Here is a 15,540-nt window from a genome sequence, read left to right as displayed (position 1 = left end):
CGAGTGCGACCGTGTCATCGCATCCGATCTGAAGCTCGGCGGCACTGCAAAATAGCTGCGCACCAATGCCTGCGCATCCACGCTGGTAAACGCGGCCACCTATGGCGCATAGCGCGCAGCGTTGGCCTGCTCGATCACGCTATGCTCGTTGCATCCTTACGTGCAGGCAGTAACGAGAGCAACAGTAAGGTCAGCGCCAGAGCGACATAGGCGCCGACAAACTGCCAGCTGATCAGCCGCGCCAATCCTTGCAGCGACCACGGCAGATAGATGCCGCCGCGCGGGTCCACCGAGTGGATGAGGCCGAACAGCGTCAAGCCGGCCGCCACCAACAGGAACACCGCACTGCGCCGCAACCGGCCGTCGATCATCGCCGCCACCGTGGCGATCCAGAGCATTGCGGTGATGATGAAGCCGTTGCCCAGCGCGAAGATCACCGCCAGCTCCGGCAAGCCATGGCCATCGAGCTTGGTGGTCAGTGCGATCAGCCGATCCGGCGCGATCCAGCCCGGCGCCTTGATGGTCAGCAAGTAAGCCACCGACGGCAGAAATCCCAGCACCATCGCGCCAGCGTGATGTTTGGGCGTGGCCTGAAACGCCTGCGTGGTGATGTCGATCGACACGTACACGATGATCGGCGCCAGCACCGCCAACGGCAGCCACTGCACCATTCCGCTGATCACGCCCAGCATGCCGCCGATGCCGACGAACACGCCGGTCAGCAACGTATAGCCGGAGCGCGCGCCCATCTGCTTGTACGCAGGCTGGCCGATGTACGGCGTGGTTTGCGCCACGCCACCGCACACGCCGGCCACCAGCGTGGCGAATGCTTCCACCAACAGGATGTCGCGGGTGCGGTAATCATCGCCGGCCGCGCGTGCGCTCTCGCTGACATTGATGCCACCGACCACCATCAACAGGCCGAACGGCAGCAGCAACGGCAAATACGTCACCGTTGCCGGCAAGCCATCGATACAGCCCAGGTTCGGCAGCGGCAGCACGATCTGCGGCTGCGTCCATTCCGGCACGGCAAAACCCGGCGCGCCCAGGCCCGCCAGCCCCAACCCGTAGTACAACGCGGTGCCGATCACGAACGCCACCAGCACGCCAGGCAACTTGGTCGGCAGCCGACCCTTGGCCAGCAGCACGTACAGCAGCAGGCCCAAGGTGACCAAGCCGGCCACCGGCGAGCGCAAGGTTTCCAGCAGCGGCAGCAAGCCCATCAACACCAGCGCGATGCCGGCGATCGAGCCGAGCAAAGCCGCACGCGGCAGCGCGCGGGCGACCGCTTCGCCGACGAACGACAGCACCAGTTTGAGCAGGCCCATCACCACCAGCGAGGCCATGCCGAGTTTCCATGTGGCGATCGCGGCGGCCTGCGGGTCCAACCCCTGCGCCTTGAAGCCGGCAAACGCCGGGCCGAGCACCAGCAGCGCCATGCCGATGCTGGTGGGCGCATCCAGGCCCAGCGGCATTGCGGTGACGTCATCGCGCCCGGTGCGGGCAGCCAGCCGGCGTGCCATCAAGGTATAGAGCAGATTGCCCACCAGCACGCCGAACGCAGTGCCGGGGAACATACGCCCGAACACCACCTCGGCCGGGAACTGGAACATCCCGGCCAGCGCCATCGCGATGAAGCCGAGGATGGAGAGATTGTCGACGACCAGGCCGAAGAAGCCATTGAAGTCGCCGGCAACGAACCAGCGGGGCGAAGCGGTAGAAGCGGCAGACATGGGGCAAGCGACTGCATAGGATAGGGCGATAGTAACCGGAAGCGTTCTCGCGCAGCGCAGCCTCGACAACCCAACGCAGGCGATCGTTTTTTTGCACGACCTGGTGCACTGGTGCAGCGGCGCGGTCCTGCCGGGCAGCAGCACTGCGAAATGAAGAACCATCCAGCTGCGCATTGAATCGAAAAAAGGCATTCCAACCGCTGCAGACGAAAAAAGCGCTCGCCCAGCGTAGCGATGCACAACCTGTGCAGACGGAGCCGGACGAACGGCTACTCTGACCATCGAGTGCGTTTAAACACACACGGCCGCCCCTCAAAACGGAGACCCCCATGATTCCTGTTCGCTCGCTCGTTGGTTGCATCGTTGTCCTTGTCGCCCTGCCAGCCCATGCCGTGGACTACACACTCATCGCACCGGACAAACCCCTCCAGGACTGGAGCATCGGCAACGATCAGCTTGGTTTCCACGATGGTCCCCCCTTCAAAGTCAGCTTGCGCCGCCTCAATGGCGGCCGTCAGGAAGGCAGCGCACTGATCGAGATCGATACCGGAGCCATGCAATTAACCGTGGTGCCCACCCGCGGCATGAACGTTCTGCGCGCTCAGGCCGGCGCGTTACGCCTCGGCTGGGACTCGCCGGTCAGCGAGGTGGTCAATCCCGCTTTCGTCAACCTGGAAAGCCGCAGTGGGCTGGGCTGGCTGGAGGGTTTCAACGAATTGGTGGCGCGTTGCGGATTCGAATGGGTCGGCCACCCTGGCGAAGATCGGGGAGAACTGCTGACCCTTCATGGGCGCGCGTCCTACTTGCCCGCACGCACTGTCGTGCTCAGCATCGACGACCGGCCACCGCACCGAATCAGCCTGAAAGGCGTGCTGAACGAGCAAGCTTTCAAGAAGGTGGATTTTCAGATCGATGCCGAACTGATCACCGAGCCTGGCGCGACCGCTTTCACGCTGCATGACCGGCTTACCAATCGAAGCGACCAGCCTGCCGAATATCAGGTTCTCTACCACAGCAACTTCGGCGCGCCATTACTTGGAGAGGGGGCCCGCTTTGCAATGCCGGCGCGTGAAGTTTCTCCATTCAATGCGCGAGCGCAGCAGGAACTGGCCAATTGGCAAACGTTCCGCGGCCCTACAGCCGGATATGGCGAAACGGTGTACAACATTTACCCCCTCGGTGATGACAGTGGGCAGAGTCTGGCGGTTCTGCATGACAAGAGCGCACAGCGAGGCGTCGCACTGGCATTCAACGTCAAGCAGTTGCCGGTATTCTCCCTGTGGAAGAATACCGACAGTCAAACCACCGGCTATGTCGCGGGTCTGGAGCCGGGCACCAGCTTTTCGTATAACCGCAGTTTGCAACGCGATCTCGGCCTGGTCCCCACGATTGAAGCCGGCGGGACGCGCGATTTCGTTCTTCACTATCGACTGCTTCCTAGTACAGCAGCCGTGCGGACAGCGCTGCACGACATCACGACATTGCAAAACGGTCATCCCGCCAAGATACGGCAGACACCGCTGGCACAGGAGCGCTAGCGCACACCCCTGACCGGCAGTGGCGAGGCGATTGCGCAATGCCACTGGACAGTGTGATTGCTGGACAGTGTGATTGGAGGTGTCGATGGCGCTACGGCGCCATCGACACAGACGCCGCTGCATTTGCTTGGCGAAGACGAAAAAGCAGCGATTGCCTAACGATGGACCGCATGACGGGCCTTGCTCAGAACGATACATCCACCGCCTGCCGCGACCACAGCACCGACTGGTGACCAGTCGCCTGCTTCCAGGCCAGACGGATCGCCTCGATATCGTTGCGCCGCTGCGAGGTGTCTTCGTGCAGGATCACCAGCACCTTGGTGCCGAGCCGGTTCGGCTCCTTGGCGCCGCGAAACAGCCACTGGCCGTAGGCATCGAAGACGCTCAACCCGTCCGGGAAGCGCGGGGTCACTTCCTTGTCCAGAAAGGCACGCCATTGGGTTTCGTCGATGGTACGGGTCTGCGGGCGATCGGCCGGGCCGGTTTCCTCGCCCACGCCAAAGTACAGCTCGCTGCGCACCCAGCCATGCGCCGCGGCCGGTCGTGCCGCATCGCCTTGCAGGCTGGCGGTGGCCGATGTCGGTGCGGCGCCGGGCATGGTAGCGCAGGCGGACAAAGCCAACGTGGCGGCAAGCAGGCAGGACGGCAACACCTTCATCGACTTCTCCATGACGGGTCTGTAGCGGGTGCATGCAGGCCCGGCATCAGCTGATGCCGGCGTGCATACTGTGCCATCTCGCGCTTGCCTGAACGAGGCGATAATCTCTTCCTAATCCGGGTGATGAGGATACTTGGACCCTTTAGCGCCCCAGCCCGGCCGGATGCCCACCGCGCGGCGCGTTTGCAATTGCAGGAGAGAGCATGACTAGCCCCACCCTTACGGCTATCGGCATGACCATCGCCACCGTGTTGAGCGCCAACGCGCAGGCACAGCAGGCCGCCCCAGGCGCCACCACGCTGGACACCGTGATCGTCACCGGCACCCGTGCCAGCGACCGCACGTTGCTGGAATCGACCGTGCCGGTGGACGTGCTCACCGCCGAGGACATCCGCAAGGCCGGCGTGGTCAACGGCGAACTCGGCAGCGCGCTGCAGGCGCTGTTGCCGTCGTTCAATATCCCGCGCCAGTCCAACTCCGGCGGCGCCGACCACATCCGCGCCGCACAGTTGCGCGGACTCTCGCCCGATCAAGTGCTGGTGCTGGTCAACGGCAAGCGCCGGCATACCTCCGCGCTGGTCAATACCGACAGCAAGATCGGCAGGGGCACCACGCCGGTGGATTTCAATTCCATCCCGATCAACGCGATCAAGCGCATCGAAGTGCTGCGCGACGGCGCGGGTGCGCAGTACGGCTCGGATGCGATCGCAGGCGTCATCAACGTGATCCTGGACGACAACCCCGCACGCGGCGAGCTGGATGCCAGCTTCGGCGCCTACAACACCGATGTGGAGCCGATCAACCGCCGCATCACCGATGGCCAGACCAGCTATGCCAGCGCCAAGGTCGGCACCCTGCTCGGCGATGACGGCAGCTTCTTTAAGGTGGGCCTGGAACTGAAGAGTCGCGAGGCGACCAACCGCGCCGGCTTCGATCGGATTCCGCCGTTCGAAGAGCAGACCCCGGCCAATCTGGCGCTGGCCGGCCAGCGCAATTATGTGCTCGGCGATGGCGCCACCAAGGGCCTGAACGCTTGGCTCAACACCAAGATTCCCTTCAGCCACAGCGGCGAGTTCTACGCGTTCGGCACCTACAACCAGCGCGACACCGAAGGCGCCAACTACTTCCGTTACCCGGATGGCAGCGCCAACTGGCGCGAGATCTACCCCAACGGCTATCGCCCCATTTCGGAAGGCGAAAATCGCGATCTGCAGGTCGTGGCCGGTGCACGCGGGCAGTTGGGCAACTGGGACTACGACGCCAGCGTCAATGATGGCCGCAACGACTTCACCTACCGGCTACGCAATTCGCTCAACGCCTCGCTCGGCCCGGGCAGCACCACTCGCTTCAAGACCGGCGATTTTGCGTTTGCGCAGACTGTGGGCAATCTGGATCTGACCCGCGTATTCGCCGCAGCCGGCGCCACCCATACCTTCGGCACCGGCGCCGAATTCCGCCGTGAGCAATACCGCACCCATGCCGGCGACCCGGCCAGCGCCGCCGCCGGCCCGTTCACCGATCGCCCGACCGGTTCGCAGGCCGGCGGCGGCCTCACCCCGCAGGACGAAGCCGACCTGTCGCGCAATGTCGCCAGCGCCTACGCCAACGTCTCCAGCCAGTTCGGCACCAAGTTCTCCACCGACCTGGCCGGCCGCTACGAGCATTACCAGGACTTCGGCAGCCAGTGGACTGGCAAGCTGGCCGCGCGCTACGCGCTCGCACAGGCGTTCGCGCTGCGTGGCGCCGTCTCCAGCAACGTGCGTGCGCCCTCGCTCAGCCAGATCGGCTATGAAGCCACCTCCACCGGCTACGATGCGGCCGGTCGCCTCACCCAGGGCCGCCTGCTGTCGGTCAACAACCCGATCGCGCGCGCGCTCGGCGCCACCGATCTGAAACCGGAAACATCGCTCAACTACAGCCTGGGCTTCACCAGCCAGCTAGGCGATCACTTCGACCTGTCGCTGGACATCTTCCAGATCGATATCGACGACCGCATTGCGCTATCCGAAGACATCACCGGCGACAGCCTCACCGACTTCGTGCAGCAGAACTTCGGCGTTACAGGCGTGCAGAGCGCCAGCTATTTCCTCAACGCTGCCGACACTCGCACGCGCGGCGCCGAGCTGGTCGCCAACTGGCGCCAATACATCTTCGGCGGCGACCTGCTGCTGACCGGCACCTACAGCTACGCCAAGACCGAGTTGAAGAACGTTATCGCCACCCCGGCGCAATTGCTCGCACTGGACCCGGAGTACGTGCTGTTCGGCGTTCAGGAGAGCAACACGCTCACCGATGCCGCGCCGCGCACGCGTGCGGCGTTGGCGGCCAACTGGAACAACGCATACTGGACGCTGCAGACCCGCGTCAACCGCTACGGCAGCGCCACGCGCGTGTTCGACTTCGGCGGCGGTTTCGTGCCGCGCCAGACCTACGGCGCGCAATGGCAGCTCGACCTGGAAGCCGAGTACCACCTGGGCAACCAATGGACACTGGCGATTGGCGGGCAGAATATCCTGGACAACTATTCGGACCGCTCCATCGACGACATCGCGTACTTCGGCAACCTGCCCTATGACGTGCTTTCGCCGATCGGCAGCAACGGCGCGTACTGGTACGGGCGAGTGCGGTACACGTTCTGAAGCCGGGATGGAGAGCCGCCAGTGGGAATTGGAAAGAGCCGGCTTTTATGGCCAATCCCCCATTTCAAGCTCTTCATTGCCTGCCGTTCCATAACCTGAATCTCACACTCGATTGCGCACACTGGCGCGATGGCAGACGTGCACTCCCCCCTTCCGTCGCCGCCATTGCTGGACGATGCCTGTGCATTGTTTCTGGACGTGGACGGCACTCTTATCGACTTCGCCGACAGCCCCGAGGCAGTGCGGCTATTGCCCGATGTCCGCGAGGCCATCGGGCGCTTGAGCGATCGCCTCAACGGCGCAGTCGCATTGGTCAGCGGACGAGCGCTATCGCAACTGGACGCAGTGTTCGCTCCCCTGCTGCTCCCAGCGGCAGGCTTGCATGGACACGAACTGCGCAGCGATATCGCTGCAGGTGTCGCGATGCCGCAAGACACCTCCGAGCGGCTGCATGGTTTGCATCGACGCGCCGCAGAGCTCACGCACCAGCACCCTGGCGTGCTGGTGGAAGACAAAGGCGTCAGCGTCGCACTGCATTGGCGCGCACAACCGCACGCCGGCCCCGACGTCCTCGCCTTCGCGCAGCAGGAGATCGCCCAACTCTCCGGCTATCGCCTGCAACCTGGCGATCACGTAGTCGAATTCGTCCCGCAAGGCAGCAACAAAGGCGTGGCGGTCGAACAACTGATGCAGCACGGCGCATTCGCCGGCCGCACGCCGGTGTTCGTCGGCGACGATCTCACCGACGAATTCGGCTTCGCAGCGGCAAATCGTCTCGGCGGTTGGAGTGTGCTGGTCGGCAATCGCACACAGACCAGCGCACATTTCCGCGTCGATGGCACGGCGGATGTGCATGCATGGTTACAGCAAAACGCGCGCAGCCTTTGATCGCAGCGCGCCTCCTCTCGTCTTACATAGGATCGTCCGCACTCCATGACCAAGCCAAACCTGGATCTGGGCGTTATAGGCAACTGCAGCTTCGGTGCATTGGTCGATCGGCAGGCACATGTGGTGTGGAGTTGCCTGCCGGCCTTCGACGGCGACCCGGCGTTCTGCTCGTTGCTTTCGCCCAAGGGCGAAGGTGGGGACTTTGCCGTGGAGCTGGAAGATTTCGTCGGCAGCGAGCAACACTACCTACCCAATACCGCAGTGCTGCGCACCGTCTTGCGCGATCGCCACGGTGGCGAAGTGGAAGTCATCGACTTCGCACCGCGCTGGCGCAATAACGGCCGTTTCTATCGGCCGGTGAGCATCATCCGGCAGATTCGCCCCCTGGCTGGCAACCCGCGCATCGTGGTGCGCGCACGCCCGCTGGCCGATTGGGGTGGCCGTACCCCCGATACCACCTGGGGCAGCAATCACATCCGTTGGATGTTGCCGGAATTCACCCTGCGCCTGACCACCGATGTACCGGTGCGGTTCGTGCGTGACGGTTTGCCGTTCGTACTCAGCCACCCGGTGAATCTGGTGTTGGGCGTCGATGAATCACTGACTCGCTCTCTCAGCGGCTATGTGCAGGAAGCGCAGGAACGCACCGAAGAATATTGGCGCGAATGGGTGCGTTATCTGTCGATCCCCTTGGACTGGCAGGACGCTGTGATCCGCAGTGCGATCACGCTCAAGTTGTGCCAGTACGAAGACAGCGGCGCGATCATCGCCGCGATGACCACTTCGATTCCGGAAGCGCCGAATACGCCGCGCAATTGGGATTACCGTTATTGCTGGTTGCGCGATGCGGGGTTTGTGGTGCGTGCGCTCAACCGGCTCGGCGCTACGCGTACGATGGAGCAATTCATCGGCTACATCTTCAATATCGCCACCAGCGACGGCACCCTGCAACCGCTGTACGGTATCGGTTTCGAATCGCAGCTGGAAGAGCACGAAGTCGACACGATGAAGGGCTATCGGGGTATGGGCCCGGTGCGGCGTGGCAACCTGGCCTGGATCCAGCAGCAGCACGACGTCTACGGCAGCGTGGTGCTGGCCTCCACGCAACTGTTCTTCGATCTGCGTTTGAAGGATCCAGGCGATGCGGACACCTTCCGCCGTCTGGAGCCATTGGGCGAGCGCGCATACGCGCTGCACAATGTGCCCGATGCCGGCCTGTGGGAATTCCGCGGCCGCGCCGAAGTGCATACCTATACCGCCGCGATGTGCTGGGCGGCCTGCGATCGCCTGTCCAAGATCGCCGACCGGCTTGTCCTGCCCGAGCGCAGCGTGTATTGGCGCGAACGCGCCGACAGCATTCGCGAGCGCGTGTTGTCTGAAGCCTGGAGCGAAGAACACGGCCACTTCACCGATACGCTCGGTGGCCACCGTCTGGATGCATCGCTGCTGTTGCTGGCCGATATCGGCATCGTCGCCAACGACGACAGCCGCTTCATGCGCACCGTGGAAGCGGTCGGTCGCGTGCTCAAGCATGGCGATGCGCTGTATCGCTACATCGCGCCGGATGACTTCGGTGAGCCGGAAACCAGCTTCACCATCTGCACATTCTGGTACATCGACGCGCTGGCCGCGATCGGTCGCAAGGACGAGGCGCGTGAATTGTTCGAGCGCATTCTCTTGCGCCGCAATCACCTCGGCTTGCTATCGGAGGATCTATCGTTTGAAGACGGCGAAGCCTGGGGAAATTTCCCTCAGACCTATTCGCATGTGGGGTTGATCATTGCAGCGATGCGCTTGTCGCGGAGCTGGCAGGAGGCGTCATGAGTCGTTTGGTGGTGGTATCCAATCGCGTTGCAGTGCCCGGCGAGAACCGTGCCGGCGGTCTGGCGGTTGGCTTGTTGGCAGCGCTCAAGGAGCGCGGCGGTATGTGGTTCGGCTGGAGTGGCAAGACCGTACGCGGCGATAGCGGCGGCATGCACGAACAGACCGAAGGCGACATCAAGTTCGTCACCATGGACCTCAACAAGCGCGACATGGATTCGTACTACAACGGCTTCGCCAATCGTACGCTGTGGCCGCTGCTGCACTTCCGTCTGGATCTGGTCGATTACGACCGCGCCACCCGCGAAGGCTATATGCGCGTCAACCGGCTGTTCGCCCAGAAGCTGGCGCCATTGCTCAAAGATAGCGACACGCTGTGGATCCACGATTACCACATGATTCCGCTGGGCACGATGCTGCGCGAGCTGGGTGTGGGCTGCAAGATGGGCTTTTTCCTGCACGTACCGATGCCCTCGGCCGACTTGATGCAGGCCATGCCCGATCATGCGCGCTTGTTCAGCACCTTCTATGCCTACGATCTGGTCGGCTTCCAGACCCAGCGCGATGCCGAGCGTTTCAAGGCGTATGTGCGTCTGTTCGGCGGTGGCCGCATTCTGGAAGGCGATCTCGTCGAAGGCCCGGGCGGGCGTCGTTTCAGCGCTGCGGCCTTTCCGATCGGCATCGATACCGATCTGATCGCCAATCAGGCCAAGGCCTCGGTCGGCAAGCAGGCGGTGCGCGATCTACGCGAAAGTTTGCGTGGCCGCCAGTTGGCGATCGGCGTGGACCGGCTGGATTATTCCAAAGGATTGCCGGAGCGCTTCCAGGGTTTCGAGCGCTATCTGGAGCGTTACCCGGATCAATCCGGCAGCCTGACCTATCTGCAGATCGCACCGGTGTCGCGCGGCGACGTCAACGAATATCGCCAACTACGCGGGCAGCTGGAGCAGATCGCCGGCCACATCAACGGTGGGCACGCCGAGCCGGATTGGACGCCGCTGCGCTACGTCAATCAGAACTTCAGCCACGCCACATTGACCGGTTTTTATCGTGCGGCCGCAGTTGGCCTGGTGACGCCATTACGCGATGGCATGAATTTGGTCGCCAAGGAGTTCGTGGCCGCGCAGGATCCTGCGAACCCGGGCGTGCTGGTGCTCTCGCTGTTGGCAGGTGCGGCCGATGAAATGAAAGAGGCATTGCTGGTCAATCCGCATGACCTGGACGGCGTGGCCGATGCGATCGCCACGGCAGCGAGCATGCCGTTGGCGACGCGCATCGAGCGCTGGCGGGCGATGATGGATCACCTGCGCAAGAACAACATCAATCACTGGCGTCAACGCTATCTGCAAGCGCTTGCAGATATATGAGTTGATGTCGACGGGTTGTTTGACGCAATCCAGCGCGATGAAGTCACACCGGCGCACCGAGACATGCCCTTCCCTTCTCCTACCGGGACAGTGGCTCATTCACGGTGCGAAGCTGGCGCCTCGCACCGGACCAGGGTACCGCTGCACGTGGTGGCGAGAAGTCTTCATCGTCTGCGCTCCGGCACAAGCGGCAATTTCGCTCGTCCGTTCGGATTTTGGGTATTTCCGGTGTATCGGGCGCGCAGCTTGGAACGGTGGTCCTTAGAGCGGCGTGCTCAAGGCGCGATCCAGGCCAGTGTGGCCATGCGTCCGCTGCGGCGATCGCGGCGATGCGAGAAGAAGCGTTGTGGATCGGAAATGGTGCATAGGCCACCCCCGTGGATAGCGCTCATCGGCACACCGGCATGCTGCAAACGCTGACGTGCCAGCGCATACAAATCCACCAACCAATGTCCCGGACAGGTCGCGACAAACGCAGCTTGCGCTTGCGTATCGTGCGCGAGGAAAGCGTTGAACACCTCCTCGCCGATTTCGTACACCTGCGGCCCCGCTGCCGGCCCTAACCACGCCACCACGTGCTGCGGCGGCGTGCGCATGGCGGCGACGCTGCGCTCCAGCATGCCATCGGCCAACCCACGCCAACCGGCGTGCGCGGCGGCTACCTCGCTGCCATCGATGGCGGCGAGCACCACCGGCAGACAATCGGCGGTAAGGATCGCCAGTACCACACCGGGCACATCAGCTACGGCCGCATCGGCGACAGGTTCTTGCGCATCCAGCGCGACATTTACCACGCCATCGCGTGTGCAGGCGGCAACTGGTGGTGCCTCGACGCGCACTACCTCCACACCATGCACCTGACGCAGCCAGTGTGGCGTGCTCGGCAGTGCCAACGCCTCGACCAACAGCGCTCGGTTACGCGCCACCCGCGCGGGCACATCGCCCTCTGCACTACTGCAGTTGCCGAGGTTGAGCGTATCGAACGGCGCCAGCGATTCGCCCAGGCCGTAGCGCAGCGTGGTCAGGGCGCGGATACGCGGCGGCGCCGGCCAATTGGCCGACAGGATGAAAGGCATGGCGAGCGTCACCTCAGCGGCGCGCCAGCTCGGCTGCGTGCGCACCGTCCTCGCGCAGCGCGGTCATCAGCCGCTGCAGGTCGGCAGGCACCGGCGCGCTGACGCGCACCGGCTCGCCGCTCACCGGATGCAGGAACTCCAGCGTTTCGGCATGCAGCGCCTGACGCTTGAAGGTGCGCAGCTCGTGCACCAGTTCGTCGGTGGCGCCCTTGGGCAGCTTGAGCGCGCCACCGTACAGCGGGTCGCCGACAATCGGCGATTTCAGGTGCGCCATATGCACGCGGATCTGATGGGTACGCCCGGTTTCCAGGCGGCATTCCAGCGCAGTGTGCGCGCGGAAGCGCTCGCGCAGGCGGTAATGGGTGACTGCATCGCGGCCATCATCGCGCACTGCCATCTTCAGGCGATCGCGCGGGTGGCGGTCGATCGGCGCATTGGCGGTGCCACCGGACACCAGCGCTCCCACCACGACTGCCAGATACTGGCGATGCACGTCGCGTGCGGACAGCTGCTCCACCAGCGCGGTCTGCGCCTGCAGGGTGCGTGCGACCACCATCACGCCGCTGGTGTCCTTGTCCAGGCGATGCACCACGCCAGCGCGCGGCACGGCCGACAGCGCCGGGTCGCGGAACAGCAAGGCGTTGACCAGAGTGCCGTCCGGATTGCCAGCGCCCGGATGCACCACCAGACCCGCGGGCTTGTCGATCACCAGCACCTGGTCGTCTTCGTACAACACGTTCAACGCGATGTCCTGCGGCGCGGCGTGGGTCTGGGTTTCCAGCACCACCTGCACCTGTACGCTCTCGCCGCCGCGCAAGGTGTCGCGCGGACGCGCCATTTCGCCATCCAACAGCGCATCGCCGGACTTGATCCACTCCGACAGCCGCGAGCGCGAGAATTCGGGGAACAACTCGGCCAGCACCGCGTCGAAACGGCGTCCTGCGGCGCTGTCGGGCACGATGGCCTGGCGGATGGACGGGGCGAGGGATTGGGCAGATGGGTCGGACATGGACACGGACACTCAGGCAAAAGCGGGAATTTGGCGGCCTGGACGGCGGAAGTCAGTCGCCGGACAGGCCACTAGGCTATCATCGCGCTCTGGTTTTCCTGATGCGTCCTGCCCAGACCCATGATCCGACGGTCCACGTTTTACGCGCCTGCGCGCCTCATCGCCCTCATGCTGGTCATGGCGTTCGTCGTCACCGGCTGCCACCGCGGCACCAAGGACAAAAATCCCGACGAGGGCATGCCGGTCGAGCAGCTCTACGGCAAGGGCCATGGGTTGATGGAGAAAGGCAACTGGGCCGGTGCCGAAGCCAGCTTCAAGCGCCTCATCGCCCAGTACCCCTATGGCCCGTACACCGAGCAGGCGATGATCGAAACCGCCTACGCCCAGTACAAGGCTGGCAAGCACGACGATACGGTGTCCAGCGTGGATCGCTTCATCCGTACTTACCCAACCCATCGCAACATCTCGTATCTGTACTACCTGCGTGGGCTGGCCAACAGCAACCGCGACACGGTGTTCCTGCGCCGCGTGTGGTCGCTGGATCCGAGCCGTCGCGACCTGTCGTCGCCGCAGCAGGCCTACAACGACTTCAACACCGTTACCGACCGCTACCCGAACAGCCGTTACGCGGCAGATGCGCGCAAACGGATGATCGAGCTACGCGACATCTTCGCCCAGCACGAACTGGACAACGCGTTGTACTACCTACGTCGCGATGCCTGGGTATCGGCAGCCGGCCGTGCCAACTACTTGCTGGAAACCTACCCGCAGAGCGCGTACCAGTACGACGCCGTCGCCGTGCTGGCCGAGGCCTACACGCGCCTGGGCAACAAGACCCTGGCCGCAGACGCACGCCGCGTACTGGAGCTCAATAGCCCGCAGCACCCTTGGCTGACCGGCGACTGGCCGAAGTATCCGTGGGCGCTGCGCAAGCTCAACCCGTTTGCTGGCGAGAAATCTGCCGCGAGCGGCCAGCGCAATGCGCAGATGAATCGCGATTGAGATTTCAGTCGACGCTGAGCTGAACACATAAAGGGGCCGAAAGGCCCCTTTTTTATTTCGTGACTAGTGGATGTTCGGCGCGAGCTCCGCGGTGCAGGCGTTGCCTGGAGGATGCGATCCAATGTCGTTGCGCCGATGCCGTGTGTCTGTCGCCTTAACTTATTGCGCTACTGGCCACAATACCCATTGGTGATCGGATAGCGCCGCTCGCGACCGAATGCGCGTCGCGACACCTTGGGTCCCGGTGCGGACTGATGGCGCTTCCACTCGTTGAGCCGTACCAGCCGCAGTACCTGCTCGACCGTGTCGGCCGCGTAGCCGGCGGCGACGATGTCCTCGCGCGACTGCTCCTGATCGACATAGCGATACAAAATTCCGTCGAGCACATCGTACGGCGGCAGCGAATCCTGGTCGGTCTGGTTGTCGCGCAACTCGGCCGAGGGCGCGCGCGCGATGACTGCAGGCGGAATCACCGGCGCGCCGCCCACGGTGTTGCGCCACTTGGCCAGGCCGAACACCTCCGTCTTGTACAAATCCTTGAGCGGTGCGTAGCCACCGCACATATCGCCGTAGATGGTGGCGTAGCCCACCGCGTACTCGCTCTTGTTACCGGTGGTCAGCAACAGCCCGCCGAACTTGTTGGACAGCGCCATCAGGATCACTCCACGGCTGCGCGACTGCAGGTTTTCTTCGGTGATGTCCGGCTGGGTGCCATCGAACATCGGCCCCAGCGCGGCGAGCAACCCTTCGAAGGCCGGCTCGATCGCGATGGTTTCCAGCTTGACGCCCAACGCGCGACATTGCTCGTCGGCCAGATCGTTGGACAAGTCTGCGGTGTAGCGCGATGGCAGGCGCACGGCGGTGACGTTGTCGCCACCCAGCGCATCGACTGCCATCGCCAACACCAGCGCCGAGTCGATTCCGCCGGACAAACCCAGCCAGACCTTGCTGAAGCCGTTCTTGCGGCAATAGTCCTGCAGCCCGCGCACCACCGCGCGCCAAGCCAGCGCGTCCATGCTCTCATCGCCATCGTCCACCCACATCACCGGCGTGAAGCTGCGCTCGCCGGCAGCGTAGTCCACCACCAGCCACTGGTCCACAAACGCCGAGGCGGCCGGATGCACGGTGCCGTCGCCATCGGCCACCACCGATGCACCATCGAACACCAATGCATCCTGCCCGCCGACCACGTTGAGATAAGCGATTGCCGCCCCGCTCTGGCGCGTGCGCTCGGCCAGCAAGGCATCGCGTTGCGCATGCTTGCCTCGCTCGTACGGCGAGGCGTTAGGCACGAGCACCAGCTCGGCGCCGGCCTGCACGGTCTTGGCTAGCGGCTCGGCAAACCACAGGTCTTCGCAGATCACCACGCCCACCTGCACGCCCTGGATCGTGACCACACAGCTCCTGCCATCCGGATCGACGTCGAAATAGCGGCGCTCGTCGAACACTGCGTAATTGGGCAATTCGCGCTTGCGGTAGGTGACCTCGATGCGCCCGTCGCGCAATACGCTGGCCGCGTTATAGACCACGCTGGCGGCGCTCTGCGGCCAACCGACCACCGCCACAATGCCGCGCGTGCTGGCCGCGATGCGCGCCAGTGCTTCTTGGCAATGCGCGAGAAACCCAGGCCGCAGCAGCAGATCTTCCGGCGGATAGCCACTGATGGCCAACTCGGGAAACAGCACGATGTCCGCGTCGAACTCGTCACGCGCCGCCGAAATGAACGCGATGATGCGATCGGTATTGTGCGCCACGGCGCCGACCGGGAAGTCGAATTGAGCCATGGCGATGCGGAGGGTTTGGGACATA

The 15,540-nt window shown here is 63.8% G+C and carries 11 protein-coding genes; 6 read left to right on the top strand and 5 right to left on the bottom strand.

The window, feature by feature from the left end; all coding sequences use genetic code 11:
- Window positions 1-134: 134 nt before the first annotated feature.
- The gene (locus tag J5I97_RS04905) at window positions 135-1,733 is read right to left on the bottom strand and encodes a hypothetical protein (protein WP_208589602.1); all 1,599 of its coding nucleotides are present in this window, start codon (window positions 1,731-1,733) and stop codon (window positions 135-137) included.
- 329 nt (window positions 1,734-2,062) lie between these two features.
- Between J5I97_RS04905 and J5I97_RS04900 the strand changes: the two genes are divergently transcribed.
- A complete protein-coding gene (locus J5I97_RS04900; protein ID WP_238135644.1) occupies window positions 2,063-3,271 on the top strand; it encodes an aldose 1-epimerase family protein in 1,209 nt (402 codons plus the stop codon).
- A 184-nt stretch (window positions 3,272-3,455) separates the two neighbouring features.
- On the opposite strand, the gene J5I97_RS04895 is transcribed toward J5I97_RS04900, so the two are convergent.
- On the bottom strand, window positions 3,456-3,929 hold the full coding sequence (locus tag J5I97_RS04895; protein ID WP_208591563.1) for a DUF3574 domain-containing protein: 474 nt from the start codon (window positions 3,927-3,929) through the stop codon (window positions 3,456-3,458).
- A gap of 203 nt (window positions 3,930-4,132) precedes the next feature.
- Between J5I97_RS04895 and J5I97_RS04890 the strand changes: the two genes are divergently transcribed.
- The 4 genes from J5I97_RS04890 (at window position 4,133) to otsA (ending at window position 10,644) form a co-directional block, all read left to right on the top strand.
- Window positions 4,133-6,568, top strand: a complete 2,436-nt coding sequence (locus tag J5I97_RS04890; RefSeq protein WP_208589600.1) for a TonB-dependent receptor plug domain-containing protein — start codon at window positions 4,133-4,135, stop codon at window positions 6,566-6,568.
- A gap of 129 nt (window positions 6,569-6,697) precedes the next feature.
- Window positions 6,698-7,456 carry a trehalose-phosphatase gene (gene otsB / locus J5I97_RS04885; RefSeq protein ID WP_208589598.1) on the top strand — a complete coding sequence of 253 codons (759 nt, stop codon included), beginning with the start codon at window positions 6,698-6,700 and terminating at the stop codon, window positions 7,454-7,456.
- Between the two features lie 45 nt (window positions 7,457-7,501).
- Window positions 7,502-9,280: a glycoside hydrolase family 15 protein gene (locus tag J5I97_RS04880; protein WP_208589585.1), complete on the top strand. Its 1,779-nt coding sequence runs from the start codon at window positions 7,502-7,504 to the stop codon at window positions 9,278-9,280.
- The gene (gene otsA, locus J5I97_RS04875) at window positions 9,277-10,644 is read left to right on the top strand and encodes an alpha,alpha-trehalose-phosphate synthase (UDP-forming) (RefSeq protein ID WP_208589583.1); all 1,368 of its coding nucleotides are present in this window, start codon (window positions 9,277-9,279) and stop codon (window positions 10,642-10,644) included. The genes J5I97_RS04880 and otsA overlap by 4 nt, the downstream gene beginning before the upstream one ends.
- Before the next feature lie 275 nt (window positions 10,645-10,919).
- Here otsA and pgeF read toward each other — a convergent pair whose 3' ends face one another.
- Window positions 10,920-11,732, bottom strand: a complete 813-nt coding sequence (gene pgeF, locus J5I97_RS04870) for a peptidoglycan editing factor PgeF (RefSeq protein ID WP_208589576.1) — start codon at window positions 11,730-11,732, stop codon at window positions 10,920-10,922.
- 1 nt (window position 11,733) lies between these two features.
- Entirely contained in the window at window positions 11,734-12,729 is a 996-nt protein-coding gene (gene rluD, locus J5I97_RS04865) for a 23S rRNA pseudouridine(1911/1915/1917) synthase RluD (protein WP_208589567.1), read from the bottom strand.
- Window positions 12,730-12,849: 120 nt separating this feature from the next.
- Between rluD and J5I97_RS04860 the strand changes: the two genes are divergently transcribed.
- Window positions 12,850-13,731 carry an outer membrane protein assembly factor BamD gene (locus J5I97_RS04860; RefSeq protein WP_208589565.1) on the top strand — a complete coding sequence of 294 codons (882 nt, stop codon included), beginning with the start codon at window positions 12,850-12,852 and terminating at the stop codon, window positions 13,729-13,731.
- Between the two features lie 167 nt (window positions 13,732-13,898).
- Here J5I97_RS04860 and J5I97_RS04855 read toward each other — a convergent pair whose 3' ends face one another.
- Window positions 13,899-15,539: an NAD+ synthase gene (locus tag J5I97_RS04855; RefSeq protein WP_208589563.1), complete on the bottom strand. Its 1,641-nt coding sequence runs from the start codon at window positions 15,537-15,539 to the stop codon at window positions 13,899-13,901.
- Between the last annotated feature and the right edge of the window lies 1 nt (window position 15,540).

This window comes from Xanthomonas fragariae (assembly GCF_017603965.1).
GTDB classification, from domain to species: Bacteria; Pseudomonadota; Gammaproteobacteria; order Xanthomonadales; family Xanthomonadaceae; genus Xanthomonas; species Xanthomonas fragariae_A.
Note: the sequence above shows the minus strand (reverse complement) of the source record. Positions and strands in the feature narration are given on the sequence as shown.

Coding starts and splice junctions, on each gene's coding strand:
- J5I97_RS04905 (WP_208589602.1), bottom strand. CDS start 1,733: ATGTCTGCCGCTTCTACCGCTTCGCCCCGCTGGTTCGTTGCCGGCGAC.
- J5I97_RS04900 (WP_238135644.1), top strand. CDS start 2,063: ATGATTCCTGTTCGCTCGCTCGTTGGTTGCATCGTTGTCCTTGTCGCC.
- J5I97_RS04895 (WP_208591563.1), bottom strand. CDS start 3,929: ATGAAGGTGTTGCCGTCCTGCCTGCTTGCCGCCACGTTGGCTTTGTCC.
- J5I97_RS04890 (WP_208589600.1), top strand. CDS start 4,133: ATGACTAGCCCCACCCTTACGGCTATCGGCATGACCATCGCCACCGTG.
- otsB (WP_208589598.1), top strand. CDS start 6,698: ATGGCAGACGTGCACTCCCCCCTTCCGTCGCCGCCATTGCTGGACGAT.
- J5I97_RS04880 (WP_208589585.1), top strand. CDS start 7,502: ATGACCAAGCCAAACCTGGATCTGGGCGTTATAGGCAACTGCAGCTTC.
- otsA (WP_208589583.1), top strand. CDS start 9,277: ATGAGTCGTTTGGTGGTGGTATCCAATCGCGTTGCAGTGCCCGGCGAG.
- rluD (WP_208589567.1), bottom strand. CDS start 12,729: ATGTCCGACCCATCTGCCCAATCCCTCGCCCCGTCCATCCGCCAGGCC.
- J5I97_RS04860 (WP_208589565.1), top strand. CDS start 12,850: ATGATCCGACGGTCCACGTTTTACGCGCCTGCGCGCCTCATCGCCCTC.
- J5I97_RS04855 (WP_208589563.1), bottom strand. CDS start 15,539: ATGTCCCAAACCCTCCGCATCGCCATGGCTCAATTCGACTTCCCGGTC.